Annotated in this window: 12 protein-coding genes; 9 read left to right on the top strand and 3 right to left on the bottom strand. The window is 37.7% G+C overall.

Features of this window, described 5'->3' with window-relative positions:
- Window positions 1–13 precede the first annotated feature (13 nt).
- Window positions 14–607, bottom strand: a complete 594-nt coding sequence (locus tag M2265_RS21635; protein ID WP_021189979.1) for an HD domain-containing protein — start codon at window positions 605–607, stop codon at window positions 14–16.
- A gap of 363 nt (window positions 608–970) precedes the next feature.
- On the opposite strand from M2265_RS21635, the gene M2265_RS21640 reads away from it, so the two are divergent.
- Window positions 971–3,217 (top strand): DUF5703 domain-containing protein, encoded by a 2,247-nt coding sequence (locus M2265_RS21640; RefSeq protein WP_132770784.1) that lies wholly within the window; start codon window positions 971–973, stop codon window positions 3,215–3,217.
- 173 nt (window positions 3,218–3,390) lie between these two features.
- Here the strand turns inward: M2265_RS21640 and M2265_RS21645 are convergent, their stop codons facing one another.
- Entirely contained in the window at window positions 3,391–4,059 is a 669-nt protein-coding gene (locus tag M2265_RS21645; protein WP_132770782.1) for an HAD family hydrolase, read from the bottom strand.
- Between the two features lie 263 nt (window positions 4,060–4,322).
- Between M2265_RS21645 and M2265_RS21650 the strand changes: the two genes are divergently transcribed.
- From M2265_RS21650 to M2265_RS21665, 4 genes are all read left to right on the top strand, one after another.
- Window positions 4,323–5,078: an MgtC/SapB family protein gene (locus tag M2265_RS21650; protein ID WP_021189984.1), complete on the top strand. Its 756-nt coding sequence runs from the start codon at window positions 4,323–4,325 to the stop codon at window positions 5,076–5,078.
- Between the two features lie 419 nt (window positions 5,079–5,497).
- Window positions 5,498–6,313, top strand: a complete 816-nt coding sequence (locus M2265_RS21655) for a GLPGLI family protein (protein WP_132770780.1) — start codon at window positions 5,498–5,500, stop codon at window positions 6,311–6,313.
- A 22-nt stretch (window positions 6,314–6,335) separates the two neighbouring features.
- Window positions 6,336–8,984, top strand: a complete 2,649-nt coding sequence (locus M2265_RS21660) for a hypothetical protein (RefSeq protein ID WP_132770778.1) — start codon at window positions 6,336–6,338, stop codon at window positions 8,982–8,984.
- Between the two features lie 219 nt (window positions 8,985–9,203).
- A complete protein-coding gene (locus M2265_RS21665; RefSeq protein ID WP_132770776.1) occupies window positions 9,204–11,585 on the top strand; it encodes a family 20 glycosylhydrolase in 2,382 nt (793 codons plus the stop codon).
- A 178-nt stretch (window positions 11,586–11,763) separates the two neighbouring features.
- Here M2265_RS21665 and M2265_RS21670 read toward each other — a convergent pair whose 3' ends face one another.
- Window positions 11,764–12,045, bottom strand: coding sequence for a hypothetical protein (locus M2265_RS21670; RefSeq protein ID WP_132770774.1), 282 nt, complete (start codon window positions 12,043–12,045; stop codon window positions 11,764–11,766).
- Between the two features lie 357 nt (window positions 12,046–12,402).
- Between M2265_RS21670 and M2265_RS21675 the strand changes: the two genes are divergently transcribed.
- The 4 genes from M2265_RS21675 (at window position 12,403) to xylA (ending at window position 18,984) form a co-directional block, all read left to right on the top strand.
- The gene (locus M2265_RS21675) at window positions 12,403–13,245 is read left to right on the top strand and encodes a sugar phosphate isomerase/epimerase family protein (RefSeq protein ID WP_132770772.1); all 843 of its coding nucleotides are present in this window, start codon (window positions 12,403–12,405) and stop codon (window positions 13,243–13,245) included.
- Between the two features lie 17 nt (window positions 13,246–13,262).
- Complete coding sequence (locus M2265_RS21680; protein WP_132770771.1) at window positions 13,263–15,653, top strand: glycosyl hydrolase family 95 catalytic domain-containing protein; 2,391 nt, start codon at window positions 13,263–13,265, stop codon at window positions 15,651–15,653.
- A 515-nt stretch (window positions 15,654–16,168) separates the two neighbouring features.
- Window positions 16,169–17,644, top strand: coding sequence for a xylulokinase (locus tag M2265_RS21685; protein WP_132770769.1), 1,476 nt, complete (start codon window positions 16,169–16,171; stop codon window positions 17,642–17,644).
- Between the two features lie 11 nt (window positions 17,645–17,655).
- Window positions 17,656–18,984 (top strand): xylose isomerase, encoded by a 1,329-nt coding sequence (gene xylA / locus M2265_RS21690; RefSeq protein ID WP_132770767.1) that lies wholly within the window; start codon window positions 17,656–17,658, stop codon window positions 18,982–18,984.
- Window positions 18,985–19,000 lie beyond the last annotated feature (16 nt).

Consider the following 19,000-nt stretch of genomic DNA (forward strand, 5'->3'; position numbering starts at 1 on the left):
AGTTATTTGCAGTTTAATCTTTTCTTAAAATACCCTTTTCCACGCTTTCGTTGATGAGTTCTTCAGCATACTTCCATATCGTAGTAGATCCCTCATTAATGATTTTCTTTTTTTCGAATACCTTACTGTAATCAACATCAAACTCTTTCCAGGTTCCCCCATTATTTGAAGTGTTTTGCAAGAGAGGTTCCAATCGATCCATTGTTCTCGCAAACTTAGCTTCAGGAGTTAGACCTGCCTCAAATTCTTCCCATACTGCAATAAATTCTTTCGACTGTTCTTGAGGTAACAGTCCAAAAATCCGATTAGCAGCCAGTCTTTCTTGGTCTGTATTAACATGATTTTTTTGCATATCGTAGATGAAGGTATCTCCAGCGTCAATTTCAACAATATCATGGATCAGAACCATTTTTACCACTTTCAATACATCAATTGGTTCGTTTGCATGTTCAGCCAAAATCAATGCCATCATCGCCAGATGCCAGCTATGTTCCGCATCATTTTCATTACGGTTACTATTGAACAATTTAGTTTTCCGTTGTATGTATTTGACCTTATCGATTTCTTTTATAAAATCAATTTGTTTCAATAAGATTTCAAAATCCATTTTGACAGTGTTAAGAGATTGTCTTACAAAGATAGTTTAAATTATAAAAGTAATTCTTCTTGGCTCTTTGATAAATTATTAAGCATCATTTACTAAGTCATTTAGCCCTTTTCTAAAAAAGTTAATAATGCATGCATTTCATGTTAATATTGAATGCATACTTTATGACTTTACTCTATAGCTTTATAGGAAGAAAAACAATTTAATAATAACCAATTGCAGCTAATTAGCATCTATTTATTTTAAAAGTTGATTAGGCAAGCTATTAATAGATCAATTCGTATTGACACATTGATTGAACGATCTTCTATAATTTAAGAAAGTTGTGCTATCTGCAGTTTGTATTCAAAATATTTTTTAAAAATGAGTAGACTCCGACTAACCATCTTGTTTATAGTTCAATTGCTGATATTCGAAGCGTTTTCGCAGGAAGAGAAGAATAACTATAAAATCATTTTTAATACACCATCCATCAACGAAACAGGTAATGTTCCAATTGGTAATGGAAGTCTAGGGAGTAACGTCTGGGTAGAAGAGAATGGCGATCTATTATTATATCTCTCGCGTAATGATTCACATTCTGAATTACAACGGCTGTTAAAGTTAGGAGGGGTCAGGATTTCCTTTTCAGAGAGTCCTTTTTTTAAAGGGAAGCCCTTCCGTCAGGAATTGAATCTGAAAGAAGGAACATTAAAAATTCTAGCCGGGAAAAAAGGAGAGGAGTTAAATTTAAAGATCTTTATTGATGCAAACTCTCCTGTAATGTATATTTCTGGATACAGTGAAAAACCAGTTCAGGTGAAGGTGACTTTGGAAAACTGGAGAAAAAATAAACATGAGCTCAATATGGAAGAACTTGCTTCTACCTGGCTCTATAGAACCGGAGTTCCGGACGGGGCAGAAGCCTGGGAATCTGCAGATGTGTTTCTTAAAAAACCACAAGCCCTTGTATGGTATCATCGGAATGCTTACAGCAGTGTGCCTGTGCACATTAAGAAACAAGGAATGGAAGACTATGCGAATCAGATTATTGATCCCTTGAAGGATAATACTTTTGGAGGTTATATCAAAGCTTCAGGTTTAGTAAGTCTTTCTGATAGCGTTTTACACACCAAGAGACCATTAAAAAACATTGATATTCGGATAGCCGGCTATACCCGGCAAACGCCTGATCCGGCAACTTGGGAAAAGGAAATTGCTGGATGGATTGCTCAGTCTCCTAGTCCTAAAAAAGCCTATGAACAAACCGCTAGGTGGTGGACAAATTTTTGGAATAGAGGATGGATTGATATCAATAATGGTTCTGATAGTCTATCAACGTACACCCAGACTTATATTCTGTCTAAATATCAGATGGCCTGTCAGATGCGAAATGAATTTCCTGCTCGATTTCAGGGAGGAATTTTTAATGTAGATCCAAAGTATGCCTATTATGGACCTGATGTACGTCAAAAGAATTACTCGGCAGATTATCGATTTTATGGCGTGAATTACTGGTGGCAGAACGTGCGCTTTTTATACCTGCCACAGTTTGCACAGGGTAATTTTGACATGATGAAACCGTTTTTTGATTTTTATATCAAGCAAGCGAAGACTTTTGAAGCCAGATCAAACAAATATTATGGTGCATCAGGAATCTATATGCAGGAATGTATCAGTACATTCGGCTTACCGGGAATGGGCGATTTTGGATTGGAATCCGATGTATATTCTGAAGAATATACAAAAGATATATGGCAGCAATGTTTAGAAATGTCGGTGATGATGCTCGATTATTATCACTATACTGGAGACGAAGCATTTTTAAAAACAAAAGCGTTGCCTTGGGCACGAAAAGCACTTCAGTTTTACAATACACGTTTTAAGAAAGATGAGCAGGGCAAGTTACATATTTTTCCAAGCCACGGATTAGAAACATATTGGACGGATGTTGTCAATGATATGCCTTCTACTGCCGGACTACATTATGTATTAGAAGAACTTTTAAAACTACCTCAAAGTACATTAACTCCTGAAGATAAACAGAATTGGACTACTATGCTGTCCACTATTCCCGATCTGCCGAAGAAAAAGGATAGTCTTGGGAATGTTGTGGTGGACAATGCCGCTTTTTATAATCCTCAAAGAACAAATTATGAAGCACCGGATTTATATTGTTTATTTCCATTTCGGATTTATGGGATCCATAAACCCAATATTAAAGAAGTTGAGCGAGCCTATTTCAATATGCCCAATCCAGGTCGGGTATGCTGGTATCAAACAGGAATTTTTGCCGCTCGTTTGGGTCTTGCCACAGAAGCTGCCAAAGATATTAAAGCCCGTAGCGGTGCATATCTAAAAGGTTTTCGATTTAAAGGATACATGGATAGCCCGCACGATTGGAAACCAGATTATGACGGTGTTGGCAATATGATGAATACCTTACAGGAAATGTTGGTTCAATGTGACGGAGATAAGATTTATATGTTGCCGGCTTGGCCAAAAGACTGGGATGTGAATTTTAAAGTACATGCTTTTAAAAACACTGTTATTGAAGGTACTTATAAAAATGGGAAAATGGAATTCTTGAAAGTGATGCCCGAAAGTAGGAGAAAAGATCTCATCTTTTAGTTAGATGCCCCTTATAGAAATATTGAAAAAATCGAATCATAGTGCATGAATAGAGATAGTTTTAAAATACTAATTATTTATACACTTATGAAAAGCCACATCGCGTTGACTGTGAATAAAAAGAGTCTAACTCTTAGTGATACAACGTAGCGATGTGGCTTTTATGGTTTTAATTATTGCAGCGATATTGACGATGATGTCAAAATATCCAGCAGTTGCTTCGGTTTATCAATAATGAATGTTGCTCCATGTCGCTTTAATTCTTCGACTTCGCGAAAGCCCCATGAGACCCCGATTGCTTGCACACCAGCATTTTTGGCAGTATCCATATCGACCGACGAATCACCGACATAAAAGCAATCATCAGGTTTTACGTTCAGTATATTGAGTGTATCGAATACAATATCAGGATTGGGTTTAGCCGGATGTCCATTTCGATGACCCAATATCAGATCAAATGAAATCTCTGAAAAATATTTTGCCACCAATGGCAGGACAGCCTCATGATATTTATTAGATGCAATCGAAATCAAATAACCTGACGATTGCAGATCTTGTAATAATTGAATAATACCGGCATATGGTTTAGTATGGCTCTCGGCTTTTTCTTCGTAATATTTCTTAAATGCTGAAAGTAGGTGGGGTATAGTATCGTCTGTCCTCGCATCTTGAGGCAGTGCTCTTTCGATAAGCATTCGGACACCATTCCCTACAAATTTCTTGTAAGATTCAAGAGGATGAGTTGGATAACCATATTGCTCAAGGATCATATTGCAACTATCACCCAAATCTTGTAACGTATCTAACAATGTTCCGTCTAAATCAAATATTATAATCTTCATGGGTTAAATCTAATAAAAATGATCTAAAAACAATTTTGTGTATGTAAGATTTGATTGCTATAGTGCTACTTAAACATAAACGAATTTATACAAAGTATGGTCGATGGGCGTGGTCATTGATCCTTTCAGAAGTTTATTGATCGCACTCAATAGAAAGTAGAAATTAACATAAAATCATAATAATTGGATAAAGCTCTTTTAAGTGAAGATTTCATATCTTCTTAAAGAAGTAAAGACTAACTTTAAAAAGATATTTTACAAGCATGAACATTCAATTTTTACTCATACAAACTGGTTATTTAGATTCGGTCGATTTTATTACGCGAATTGCCATCGCATTTGCCTTAGGACTTTCAATAGGAGCAGAGCGTCAGTGGCGGGACAAGAGCGCAGGACTACGTACAAATGCGCTGGTATCCATTGGAGCCGCAGCATACATGTTGTTGTCTGTATACCTATATGGTGCCGATGGTGGCGATCCAGGACGTATTGCAGCACAGATTGTGACGGGCATAGGATTTCTTGGCGCAGGTGTTATCATGAAAGATGGATTGACGATACGTGGACTCAATACCGCTGCAACGATTTGGTGTTCGGCCGCGGTCGGCACGTTATGTGGTATGGCCTTATATATCGAAGCTACTATTGTGACCGGCGCGATCCTGTTTACTCATATTGCAATGGGACCTTTTAGTGATTGGTTAGGAGCATTAAAATCGTATAAAAGCAGAAAAGTACAGGAAGCCTTTTATTTAATCAAAGTAACCTGTAAAGTTGAAGATGAAACGGATATCCGGAGTCATATTGTTGGTCAGATTGAGAATAGACATACATATTTGCTACGATCTGTCTTACGCAATGTATCTGTCGAGAATGCAAACACAGTCATATTAAATGTAAAACTTTCCACCGTTGGTAAAAGTGACGATAAGATTGAAGAACTGATTTTTGAATTGACCAAAGTAAAGCACGTTCAGGAAGCAAGTTGGTTTTATTTAGGTAATTCTATGGAGAATTAAATCAGTGGTTTACTTTTTCATCGCCATATGTTCTTTTTGTAAAGTGTAAAAGAGATGGATAGTCAGACAGGATTATCCATCTCTTTTACACTTTTCGAATAATCAAAAACCATCTTTTTTTATCCTGAATTAGGGAATTCCCAAAGATAGAAAATCCACTTTCTTAATCAGTTCGCCATTATCATAATAGTTTTAGCTTTATTTAGGCTAAAAGCAATTCCTTCTCTGTAATATCACTGAACCTTATTTATTTGCGCTGAAAATTACGCAATCGATTGATTTAATTTATTAGTTTAATATTTGAAACCATTTATTTATCTTTAAGTATAAACTTAAATTTTAATAACCACCAGTGGATCTTTCTGAATCAAATAAGAATAGTCAAGAATTAGTTTGACCATTCTGTAATATCATGCATTATGAAAATAATATTTTTTCCACTATTTTTTTTATTGTTTCAATTCACTGTTAAAGCTCAGGTCAAACCTGTGAAATTTGATACGAAGATACTTTATAAGTTTACCTATCAGAACGATAGTACCTCCAGTGCCTCGCGAAGAAGTGTTTTTACACAACTGACTATCGGTGAGCAAGAAAGTCATTTTCAGACCCTGTCAAAATTTAGAAGCGATTCAGCATTGGCGCTGCAAGAAGGTCGTAATATGTTTGTCTACACTTATGGTCGTATAGAGCCCAATAACTTTTTGATTGTAAAGCGGGGAGATGTTATTGCTACCTATGAACCTGTCAACGGGATCAAATTAGATTGGAATAATGAACTGTCCTATTACGAAGAAAAGAAGGGGGATCTACAATGGGAAATGCATCCGGACACTGCTCATATACATGATTTTGTTTGTCAAAAAGCAACAGCAGATTGGGGAGGGAGAAAATGGACAGCGTGGTTTACCATGGATATTCCTATTTCAGATGGACCTTACAAGTTTTGTGGACTTCTTGGTTTAGTGTTGTCCATATCAGATCAGGATAAGTTTTTTACATTCGATATAGCTTACATAAGTAAAGTAAATAGCGTCTCCGTTACTTTCGATCAACTACGTCCAGATCTTGCTCTTCAAAAGACAACTAAAGAATCTTTTTATAAAGCGCGTAAAAACTTAAGAAACACGATGGCCGAATATGCGCTATTAACCGGTGCTAGATTATCTGACGCAAGTAAAGTCAATATCCGTGCAGAAATGAAAACAGATAATAACCACATCGAGCGGCATTAATTTAATGAGCAAAAAGATCCATATGAGAGATAAGCTCTTTTTTACAGTCATTTTTATATTGATTAGTGTTCATGCCTTTGCCCAAACTGTTATTACGGGGAAATTACTCGACGAAAATCAAAAACCGATCGCTAATGTTTCGGTATCCTATAAAAAGATCGGTTCTGCAGCGTTGTTGGGGTTTTCAAAAAGTGATGCAGGTGGAGCCTTCAAATTGACGATCAAAGTCACCGATGTAGATTCAGTACAGATGGATTTTAATCATCTTAGTTATTCCAAGCGTAGCGTACATGTTGTCAATGCTAGCGCTAACTATGCTTATATTTTAAAAGGAGAGGTCAGGAAAATCAAGGAGGTAAAGGTGGCTGATGTACCCGTTTACAATCGAAAAGATACAATCAATTATAATGTTGCTTCGTTTACTGGAAAGCAAGATCGTGTTATTGCCGATATCATCAAAAAGCTTCCAGGTATCGAGATGCGTGGTGGTCAGATCTTGTATCAAGGCGAACCCATCCAACAGTATCGTGTCAATGGCTTGGATATGATGGGTGGGCGTTACGGCCTTATCAATCAAAACCTTCCTGCAGATGCGGTTTTGAAAGTACAGATTCTTGAAAATCATCAACCGATTAAAATGTTGGATAAGTTGGTTTTTTCCAATCGCGCCACACTTAATCTGCAGCTTAAGAAATTCACCACTACAGGTACAGGGAAAATTGGTTTGGGTGCCACCCCAGCGCTTTGGGATGCCAATATAACGCCGATGTCGTTTGCAAAGACCTTTCAAACACTCAATTCGTTTCAGACAAACAATATTGGCGACGATGTGTCACATCAGTTAAAACCATTCTATTCAGGTACCGGGTATTTTTCAGCCCGATCTAGCTTTTCCGATGGTCCGACTTATCTTTCTATTCGCGATGTGGCCACTCCGGGTTTCGATCAGAAAAAATGGTTGGACAATCAAATTTTTCTAGTGAGTAGCAATATGATTCAAAAGTTGAAGTGTGGTCTCGAAGTAAAAGGCAATTTTTCTTACTTCCATGATAATCGAAAGCGTCAAGGAACAACTACGACACAGTACTTTACAAACAAGGAAGTGATTCAAAATCAAGAAGTCGTGGACAATAGTTATGGTGTTGATGAGTTAAATATTGGGGTAATGGTCGAGAAGAATGAATCCAACGTTTACTTCAGGAATAGTACCAATTATCGTAAGCAATGGAACAACAGTGTCGGAAATATCCTTTTTAATGAAGACACCCCTATACATCAGGACAAAAAATTTTCAGACGAAGCCTTTCTTAATTCTTTTTCACTTGGTCGTTTTATAGGTAAACAGTTGGTCAATATGACCTCCACGATAGAGTGGCACAGTACACCCCAACGTCTTTCAGTCAATCCAGGTCAATTTGAATCGTTGATCAATGACGGGAAGCCATATGATCGGATGGGGCAGATCGTCCGTTTTAAGAGCTTTAATTTTGAAAACGGCTTGAGTCTATCACGTAAGATCAAAAGATGGACATTCTCGCCCAGTGTTCATCTGAACTATAACAGCAGTAAGTTGAACAGTCATATCGAGATACAAGATCAGGAAGACGTTCGCAAATTGGACACCGGTTATTTCAATGATATGAATAGCGCACAGATGCAGTTGCGTATGGCGCTCCAAATTGGAAAAGAAGTGCGTAAGTTTAGATACAGTTTTAATCTGCCATTCAGTCAATATTACTATAATGTCAAACAGCAAGGGGTACAGCGCTTGAAAAATGAATTCCGGAGCAGTTGGAACCCATCTGCCTCGATGACCTATCTGCTTAACAGTAAAAACAGTCTCGGTACAAACCTGAGCGGAGGGAGAAACTTTGGTGGGCTTGGCAACTTCTATAATGGTTACATCATTAGTCAGTATCGGAGTATCCAAAAGTATGATGCACGCTTACTGAAAGATGAAAATCTTAATACTGGAATAAATTACGAGTATAAAAACACGTTGAAGGCCAATTTTGCCAATCTGGGTTATAATGTCAGGATGAGCTGGCGCGACTATATGTTTAGTACCGCATTGGATAGTCTGGGACGCAGCACCACCGGTATTAATAACCAAGATGCACAGAGTCTGTCTCAGGGGATAAGAGGAGGAGTTTCCAAATTATTTATAAGCATCAAAACTGTTGCTAAGATGAGTGGAAACCTAAGTTGGAGTACTTCAGATTATTTGCTCAATGAGCAGTTGGTCAAACAACATGTAAATAGTCAATCATTCACTTTTGAGTTGATCAATTCGTCCTCATCCATGATTTCTGGAGATTATCGAATTTCTCTGGGGCGCACGCATAATAGATTGGCCGATGGGCTGAGCAATAAGCTGTTGTATAACAATCATTTTTTCAACCTTGTATTTGCACCCCATGATCGATATTTGATCACGTTGTCCAATTCTTTATATGGCAATAATGTCAAGGCACAAAAGAGTCAATATTTTATGGATGCTACCTATCGATTTAGGCTAACACGATGGCGTACAGATTTAGAGTTAACAGCATCCAATATTTTGAATAATAGGAATTATTTGCAACAGTTTTCTTCAGATTATGAGCTTATACAAAGTTATTTCGAATTAAGGCCCAGACAGTTTTTGATAGCAATGAGATTTAAAATTTAGAGCTTTTTCGCTATGTTCGATGATTTCAAACAGATTTTGGTTTTTAAGGTCTTGGTTTATATTTGAATTGTAAAGAAATAGAATATGAAAATTACGACGCTATAACATGATTTTACAATGATAAAGATTTATTTGTAAGCTCTTAAATGGTGAATCTCCCACTTTTAAATAATTTTTTTGCACTTTAGCGACATCAAATCTAAAGAACATAAGATCATTATGAAATTGAAAAAAATCTATGCAATATTGGCATTCCAGCTTATTGCTGGAGGTCTTTTTGCACAGGAACAGCTCGATAGCCTTGCTGTTACAAAATTAAGTCCCCTCTTTTCTCAACCGACTCTGAAGAATAACAAGCTGGTTGTCCCGCAGATAAAAGGATATGAAGTCTCCCTGATCGGGTCCGATAATAAAGTGGTGATTGACCTAAATGGTCAGATATCGCAACCTCTGATCGATAAAAAAGTTAATGTACTCTACAAGATCGTCCGTAAATCGGATCGGGCTTTTGGTGAAATTCCGATGAAAGATATTGTCATCAAAGGTGTATATGGTGATAAAGGAGTGGGGGAACAACCTTTCGTAATTCCTTCCTTGCGCGAGTGGTATGGTGTGAATGGCGTATTCCAATTGCGTCCTGAATCAGCGATCGTACTGGAACAACAAAATGAAGAGTCGTCAAAAGCTGCACAGCTTTTAAAAGAGGATCTCAAAAAGTTGATCGGACTGGATCTGCCTGTGCGAACTGGAGAACCAAAAGCGGGTGATATTTTTATTGGATCTAAAGGTGATAAGGCTTTGGGCAATGAAGGGTATTCGCTAAAAATTGATGATGTCTTCAGTATTCAGGCTCCAAATTATAATGGTAAGGTTTTCGGAACGAGAACATTACTTCAATTGCTTGCTCAAAATAAAAAACAACTGAGCATACAGAAAGGTTTCTCTCGTGATTATCCTACATACGAAGTGCGGGGATTTATGCTGGATGTGGGACGTAAATTTTTTACGATCGATTTCTTAAATGATTATGTGGAGATGATGTCTTATTACAAGATGTCTAATTTTCATATTCACCTCAACGATAATGCTTTTCAACAGTATTTTAACTACGATTGGGATAAAACCTATGCAGGTTTTCGGTTAGAAAATGAACGCTATCCAAATCTTGCCTCTAAAGATGGACACTATACCAAAGCTGAATTTATCGCGTTACAGAAAAAAGCGCTTCGTTATGGGGTTACTATTATTCCGGAAATCGATGTGCCTGCCCATTCATTGGCAATTAGCCATGCTATTCCTGAAGTAGGGAGCCGTAAGTTTGGAATGGATCATCTTGATCTGGATAATCCAAAAAGTTATGAGGTGGTCAAAAATATTTTTGATGAATATACAAAAGGTCCTAATCCGGTATTTATTGGTGAAGAGGTACATATCGGGACAGATGAGTACGCAAAAAGTGAATCTGAGAAATTTAGAAAATTCACCGATTACGTGATCAAAGTGGTGCAGGATAATGGTAAGAAAGTACGTGCCTGGGGTGCTTTGACACATGCTCAAGGAACAACACCTGTTCGGGTTAAGGATGTACGATTAAACATGTGGTACAATGGTTATGCCGATCCTATCGCGATGAAAAAATTGGGTTACCAACAGATCAGTACACCTGATGGTTGGTTATATATCGTACCGGCTGCGGGTTATTATTACGACTACCTCAATACCGACAACCTGTATAATAATTGGGAGCCGAGAATGATTGGTGATATCACCTTTGAAAAAGGTGATCCGATCGTTGATGGTGGTATGTTTGCCGTTTGGAATGATATCGCAGGAAATGGGATATCGGAAAAAGATGTGCATAACCGTGTGTTCCCGGCCATACAGGTACTAGCTGAGAAAATGTGGGGAGCAGCAGATCAACACACAAGTTTATTTACTTTCAATCAAAAGAAAAAATCAGTCATTGAAGCTCCAGGTCTAAATATGAGAGGTCATTATGCGGCTCTTGATCCTGTGATTGTTCACCTGAATTTTGATTCGCAAACGCGCAATCAAATGAATAACGAATGGAAAGAAGCTAGCACTACGGGGACTCAATTTGAAAAGGGGATAAAAGATAGTGGTCTTAAGTTTACGGGTGAAACAAGTAAATTGGTTTTACCTATTGCTGAAATTGGTGAACAGTATACGGTGTCTTTCTGGATCAAACCTGAGACAAATTTAGTTGGTGATCTGTTTGTATCGAAAAATGCAAAAGTTTTCAGTGATGGTAAAGGTCTTGGATATGCTCGTGATGGTTATCAATACTATTTTGATTATACTTTACCTATAAATGAGTGGAGTCAGGTAAGCATCACAGGTGATTATATCGGTACACAATTGTATGTGAACGGTAAATTGATCAAGGATATGAAACCTTTTGATGTGGTGATGCCTTATAAGGATAAGAATAATGGTAAAGAAATCAAGTATAAGAAAGTGCAGACCTTAGTTTTTCCGCTGTCCGAGATCAGCTTAAAAAATGCTATTTTAGATGAGCTAAAGGTTTATAATAAAAAATTGACCAGTCAAGAAATTGTGAGTGAATTTAGAACATACTAGCACTTTTTGACAATCATTTCGAACTGCTCTTTATATCTTTCATGCCTGCCATTTTTTAATGGTAGGCATGTTTGTTTTGAGTATAATCGTAAAAAAAGATATCATCCAATCATTGGATGATATCTTTTAAAAACTTTATTTTAGGATATAAGACGAAAGGTAATAGTCCTGTCGGAAATTAATTTGAAACAGCGATGATGCTTTCAAATACTTTGTCCATAAAGAGTACAGTATCCATATTTTTTTCATACTTCCTATGTTCAAATAGAAGTTCAAAATTGCCGTTATATTTCATTGCAACAAGTTCAAATTTGCGTAGTTCCAGCCAGGTTGGAATCTCCTCGATACCGGGTACTGCGCAGGTGATAGTTTTAAAATTTCCTTGTTGCGTAATGCTATAATGAACATGGACCGGAGTAGAGGTCTTCTTCGGATAGATGACCATAATGTTTTGTTTCATACTGAATATAAAAATGAAAAAATAGTTGATGCCGCTCACTACGAAGAGCAGGAATCGCTAAGTGCAGACGATCTGCCTAAAGCCAGAAAGATAGAAGGAGAGATGTCGTTATCAATGAACGAGGACGTAGCGTAATCTCATTTTTTAATCACATTTATGTAAGATACTGAAATTAAGTTAAATAAGCAAATGTTAGGCAATTGTTGTATGAAGCGTTGTAACGCTATTATACTTTTTTGGAGCGTAAAATTATTGTGATTTATCGGTTATTTAGCGTTAAATTAATATCTTTAAAACTAGGTCGACAGCAGGTATGACCACTATCAATTAAACCATTCGAGTAATACCGAGATTATTATGAACGCAAGAAGAGCATTTCTCCAAAAGGGATTTTTGGGAATATCTGGATTAGCCTTAGCCAGTACATTTCAATTGGAGGCACAAGCAACTACTTTAGTAAAAAAAGGAAAAGAAGATGGCTTCCATTTGGGAGTTGCAGGTTATAGTTTTGTCAATTTTAAGTTAGACGAGTCTTTAAGTATGATGAAGCGGATGGATATTAAATACCTATGCATCAAAGATTTTCATCTTCCTTTTAAGAGTACAGCAGCCGAAATTAGTAATTTTCATGAAAAGCTAAAGAAATCTGGTGTTAAGGGTTATGCTGTAGGTCCGATTTACACCACTTCGGTAAAAGCAATCGACGATGCTTTCGATTATGCTAAACGTGTAGGAGTTAATTTAATCATCGGTATTCCGAATAAAGAAGATTTGACCTATCTATCCAATAAGACAAAGGAAACAGGGATCCGATTTGCGATTCATAATCATGGTCCTGAAGATAAATTGTATCCGAATGCTACGGTGATTTATAATCTGATCAAAGATTTAGATGCTAACCTGGGGATGTGTTTTGATATGGGACATGATACGCGGGATGGACAGGATGCGATCAAAGATTTACAACAATATCACAAAAGAATATTTGATATACACCTCAAAAATGTCACTTCAGCAACTGCGGAAGGGACTACCTGTGAGCTTGGTCGTGGAGTCATTCATATTCCTTTATTTATAAAAGCATTGCGTAAGGTGAACTATAGCGGTAAGTGTAGCTTGGAACATGAAAAAGATATGGAGAATCCTTTGGCAGGTTTGGCCGAGTCAACGGGATATTTTAGAGGTGTTTGTGCTGTTTGATCTTTAGAATAAATTATATGTTTTCAACTAAGTTAATCCCATATTTTACATCAGTGAAAGTATGGCTATCCTTCTTGCTTTTCTTTATGATTGTTGTGGATGTAAGGGCGCAACATCAGGATCATGTTTTATGGTATAAAGAACCTGCTAAAAACTGGAATGAAGCATTGCCTGTCGGAAATGGCCGTTTGGGTGCTATGGTATTTGGAGATTATAATAAAGAGACGATACAGCTTAATGAGGAAAGTTTATGGGCAGGTACCAAACAAGATGCAAATGCGGATGCTGCTACAAAATTGCCAGAAATACAAGCGTTATTGATCGCTGGTGAAATTGAAAAAGCTGCTGCGCTATCCGAAAAATACCTAAAAAGCGACCCGTTAAGAATACGCTCTTACCAGTCTTTTGGAGAACTACAGATTGATTTTGCGAACGAACGGTATAAACCTGAACAGATTACAGATTATAGACGTGAATTGGATATTCAAAGTGGTATTACAACTGTCCACTATCAATTGAATGGGGTACAGTATAAAAGAGAGGTTTTTGTCTCGGCTCCTGACAATGTGATCGTCATCCGCTTGACGGCAGATAAACCGGGTAAACTTACTTTCCGTTTATCGTACGGCAGGGAGCAGGATGCTACTGCGATGCCACAGAGTGAAAAGGAACTGCGCATACAGGGACAGATTGCAGATCTGCCTCATAAAGATGCGAGTGAACCAGGTCTACATATGAAGTTTGCAGGTTTGATGCGAGGCGTAAACAAAGGAGGTAGCCTAGTGGCGACAGCCAATTCATTTTTTGTGAAAGATGCCGATGAGGTGTTGTTCTATTTTACCGCTACGACCGACTATAATTTCTCGATATTAAATTATGATCGTACGATCGATCCATTTTTACGTTGTCAGGAAATCATCGATAAGGTTAAAAATTTACCCTTTGACGAGGCTGAGAAACGTCATGTAAGGGATCATCGTAAATTATTTGACCGTGTGGTTTTTAATATGGGTACCCCCTCTCTGTTGCCCACCAATGAGCGTCTAAAAATGGTGAAAGACGGTCAACTGGATTTGTCTCTGATTAGTCTATATTTTCAATATGGACGCTATCTATTGATGGGATCATCCCGTGCGCCAGGTGTACTTCCTGCTAATTTACAAGGTATCTGGAATCAGGATATGAATGCGCCATGGAGTTCTGATTTTCATACCAATATCAATATCCAGATGAATTATTGGCCAGCAGAGGTGTGTAATCTTTCTGAAACGGTAGTACCTTTTTCAAACTTTATTTCGGCTTTACGTGAACCCGGTCGTGTCACCGCCCGGAAAACATACAATGCTTCGGGATGGACAATGAACCACCTCACGGATTTATTCGGACGTACCGCGATAACGGATGGTGTTGGATGGGGTACTTTTCCTATCGCAGCTTCATGGTTGGTACTACATCAATGGGATCATTATTTGTTTTCAAAGGATAAAGAATACTTGAAGAAAGAGGCTTACCCGTCAATGCAGGAAGCAGCGCAGTTTATGTTGGACTATCTTGTCGAAGATAAAAATGGAAATTTGGTCACAGCTCCTTCGAACTCTCCTGAAAATCAATATCGCATGGCTGATGGAAAGCAGTTTATGTTAACGTATGGTGCCACCATGGATGTACAGATCATCAATGAATTATTTCAAGCATGTGTGGAAGCAGAAACAATTTTAGGTCAAAAATCTGATTTTTCTGATCGCTTGAAAAATGCAATGAAAAAACTACCTCCGGTTAAAATTAGTCCACGCTATAACACGATTCAGGAATGGATAGAGGATTATGAAGAGGTTGAACCGGGGCACCGACATATTTCGCATCTTTTTGGTTTATATCCCGGGAAATCAATTAATGCAAATGACCCTGAAATTTTTGAAGCTGCACGCAGAACGATAGCCCGTCGTCGTTTTTATAATGAGAATGAAGGTAACCGTATGGGAAGCTATACGGGATGGAGTCGAGCTTGGATGATTAATTTTTATGCACGTTTGTTGTATGGCGATGAGGCTGGAAAAAATGTGCAGGAGCTCCTAGCTAAAACAACATTAAATAATCTGTTCAACACGCATCCTCCGTTTCAGATAGACGGTAATTTTGGAGGTACTGCTGGTATAGCCGAAATGCTGATTCAGAGCCATAATCAGGAGATTCATCTTTTACCAGCATTGCCACCGACTTGGGCAACGGGTGAAATGAAAGGATTGCGGGCACGTAACGGACTGGTTGTGGATATGAAGTGGGAAAATGGAGTACTGACTTCAGCTACTTTATATACCATAGAGACTAAAAAGGTAACAGTGCGTTATAAAAATAAAGTAAAAACAATGAAAGTAACTGCGAATAAACCGCTGATTGTTCAATTGTAATTTAAACCGGTTTTACCGATTGTGGAAAACCTTTTGATATATTAACTGATTTGACTTATGATTAGACAAGATGAAACTTTAATGCATTTTAGTGAAAGGGTTAGAGTCGTATCGTAAGAACTGTAGTAATCCTTTTAAGTTGTTTCCGAAAGAAGCTAAAATAGCGTCAGAATAAGTTAATATATAGCTTCTAAACGAAAGTTGATTTGTTGAAATTTATAGGTTAGAAACGAGTTGCATAAATGCGATACGTAGAAAACCAATAATATTGGTCAAGGGATAGAAACATAGTATTATACGATTCTAAACTAACATACCAGATCCAAATTATATCCTCAGTAATTTAATCTTCAAATAGAAGTAGCATAAATTAATAAAGAGGCCATTTAATTTAAAAAATACGATCGAAAGAAACGACTAGCGTTGGAGAGGTATATTAATTTACTTGATTCTGTACGAATGTTTAATTGACCAGGTTAAGATGAAATGGTATATAAAAATAATTTTGAATAAATATGTTATTATTAGGAATAGATCTAGGTACATCTTCGATCAAAGTTTCTGTTATTGATGCAGTTACAAATAAGAAAATTATCTCTTGTCATTTTCCTGAAACGGAAGCAGAAATTATATCCCTACAGGGTGGTTGGGCAGAGCAGGACCCTAATCTGTGGTGGACAAATACACAATTGGCCATTAAAAAAGCAAATGCATCTGGATTATACGACCCTTTGGATATTAAGGCTATCGGTATCGCTTATCAGATGCATGGGCTAGTAGTGGTAGATAAAGAGCAACGCGCCCTACGTAATGCCATTATCTGGTGCGACAGTCGTGCTGTAAATATAGGTCAAAATGCATTTTCTGCACTAGAGGGAAAGGGTTTTTTGAACAGTCATCTCAATTCACCAGGTAATTTTACAGCTTCAAAATTAGCATGGGTGAAAGAACATGAACCAAATGTTTATGAAAAAATAGACAAGTTTATGCTACCTGGAGATTATCTGAGCATGCGCTTAACTGGTGAAATCAATACAAATGTAAGTTCGATATCAGAAGGAATTCTATGGGATTTTGAACAACAGCAAATTTCAGATACGTTACTAACTTTTTACTGTATTGATCGCGAATTGGTGCCTAAAGTACAACCCGTATTTTCTAATTACGGATCGCTTCGTTCGGATGTAGCAAATGAACTGGGATTATCACCGCAAGCAATGGTTTGTTACAAGTCCGGTGATCAACCCAACAATGCATTATCCTTGAATGTTTTTGAACCAGGAGAAGTTGCTGCCACTGCAGGTACCTCTGGCGTTATCTATGCGGTTACTGATCAAAGAGCACATGATCCGCAATCTCGAGTAAATACTTTCGCGCATGTTAATTATGAGTTCGAATCGGAACGATTGGGTGTGCTATTGTGCATCAATGGGACAGGGATACAAAATAGCTGGATCAGTCAGGTCACTGGTAACGGAAATGATTATGAAAGTATGAATGCGAAAGCTTCACGTATACCAATTGGATCTGAAGGGGTAAATATTCTGCCTTTTGGAAATGGTGCCGAGCGGATGTTGAATAACAAAACAATAGGAGCACATATCCAAAATTTAGATTTCCTCAGACATGGCACGGCTCATCTTTGGAGGGCATCACAAGAAGGAATAGCATTTTCCTTCCGCTATGGATTAGATCTGTTAAGGGAAAACGGGATCACACCGCAAGTCATTAAAGCCGGTCATGCCAATATGTTTTTGAGCCCTGTTTTTCAAGAAGCATTTGCAGGGGTAACAAACACACCCGTAGAGCTATATGATAATGATGGTAGTGTTGGAGCTGCTTTAGGGGCCGGTTTGGGTATAGGCATATTTGCGGATCGACAAGAAGCTTTTAAGGGGCTTCGAAAATACAAAATAATCGAACCAGAACATACTTCGCAATATGAAGAAGTATATGTTAAATGGAAACAATTATTAGAAGACAAACTATAAATTAAGATAAGATGAAAATTTTGACAGGAAATCATGTGTTCTTTAAACATGTAGAACAAGTTCAATTTGAGGGTGTAAATTCAGACAATCCGTTGGCTTTCCGCTGGTATGATCCGACACGTGTTGTCGCAGGAAGAACCATGGCAGAGCATTTTAAATTTGCCTGTGCCTATTGGCATTCTTTTAATGGTAATGGGGCAGATCCATTTGGTGGTCAAACGCATTTTTTTCCATGGGATAAGAAAGCAACAATCATGGAGCGTGCAAAAGATAAAATGGATGCTGCTTTTGAATTTATGACGAAAATGCAGTTGCCATATTACTGTTTTCATGATGTTGATTTAGTGGATTATACCGATGATATTCATGAAAATGAACGCCATCTTGATGAGATTGTTGCTTATGCAAAAGAGAAACAGCAACAGAGTGGTGTGAAATTGCTATGGGGAACAGCAAATTTATTCAGTCACCATCGCTACATGAATGGAGCATCTACCAATCCTGATTTTCATGTTTTGTCCCATGCAGGTGCTCAGGTTAAAGCGGCAATTGATGCAACGATTGCATTAGGCGGTGAGAATTATGTATTCTGGGGTGGCCGTGAAGGGTATATGTCCTTGCTTAATACAAATATGAAAAGAGAGAAAGAGCATTTAGCGAAATTTCTACATATGTCAAAAGATTATGCACGTAAAAATGGATTTAAAGGTACGTTTTTCATTGAGCCAAAGCCATGTGAACCAACAAAACACCAATATGACTACGATGCCGCAACAGTGATTGGATTTCTTCGTGAATTTGATCTAATGGATGACTTTAAACTTAATCTTGAAGTAAATCATGCCACATTAGCGGGCCATACATTCCAACATGAACTACAAGTTGCTGCTGATGCTGGTTTATTGGGATCAATTGATGCAAACCGTGGTGATTATCAAAATGGATGGGATACGGATCAATTTCCAACCGACTTAACCGAATTGACAGAATCACTGATGATTATTCTTGAAGCAGGAGGATTACAAGGTGGAGGTGTCAATTTTGATGCTAAAGTGAGACGTAATTCTACAGATCCTTTGGATTTATTCTATGCACATATCGGTGGTATGGACAATTTTGCACGCGCATTGGTTACTGCAGATAATTTACTTCAAAATTCCCCTTATAGAGAATTGAGAAAAGAGCGTTATAGCAGTTTTGATACAGGTGCTGGAGCAGATTTTGAGCAAGGTAAACTGTCTCTTGAAGATCTTCGTGCTTATGCTATCAATGAGGGAGAACCTAAGTTGATCAGTGGTCAACAGGAGTTTATGGAGAATTTGATCAACCGTTATATATAGCACATTATTCATTTAT

The organism is Sphingobacterium kitahiroshimense (assembly GCF_025961315.1).
GTDB lineage: Bacteria > Bacteroidota > Bacteroidia > Sphingobacteriales > Sphingobacteriaceae > Sphingobacterium > Sphingobacterium anhuiense.

Coding starts and splice junctions, on each gene's coding strand:
- M2265_RS21635 (WP_021189979.1), bottom strand. CDS start 607: ATGGATTTTGAAATCTTATTGAAACAAATTGATTTTATAAAAGAAATC.
- M2265_RS21640 (WP_132770784.1), top strand. CDS start 971: ATGAGTAGACTCCGACTAACCATCTTGTTTATAGTTCAATTGCTGATA.
- M2265_RS21645 (WP_132770782.1), bottom strand. CDS start 4,059: ATGAAGATTATAATATTTGATTTAGACGGAACATTGTTAGATACGTTA.
- M2265_RS21650 (WP_021189984.1), top strand. CDS start 4,323: ATGAACATTCAATTTTTACTCATACAAACTGGTTATTTAGATTCGGTC.
- M2265_RS21655 (WP_132770780.1), top strand. CDS start 5,498: ATGAAAATAATATTTTTTCCACTATTTTTTTTATTGTTTCAATTCACT.
- M2265_RS21660 (WP_132770778.1), top strand. CDS start 6,336: ATGAGAGATAAGCTCTTTTTTACAGTCATTTTTATATTGATTAGTGTT.
- M2265_RS21665 (WP_132770776.1), top strand. CDS start 9,204: ATGAAATTGAAAAAAATCTATGCAATATTGGCATTCCAGCTTATTGCT.
- M2265_RS21670 (WP_132770774.1), bottom strand. CDS start 12,045: ATGAAACAAAACATTATGGTCATCTATCCGAAGAAGACCTCTACTCCG.
- M2265_RS21675 (WP_132770772.1), top strand. CDS start 12,403: ATGAACGCAAGAAGAGCATTTCTCCAAAAGGGATTTTTGGGAATATCT.
- M2265_RS21680 (WP_132770771.1), top strand. CDS start 13,263: ATGTTTTCAACTAAGTTAATCCCATATTTTACATCAGTGAAAGTATGG.
- M2265_RS21685 (WP_132770769.1), top strand. CDS start 16,169: ATGTTATTATTAGGAATAGATCTAGGTACATCTTCGATCAAAGTTTCT.
- xylA (WP_132770767.1), top strand. CDS start 17,656: ATGAAAATTTTGACAGGAAATCATGTGTTCTTTAAACATGTAGAACAA.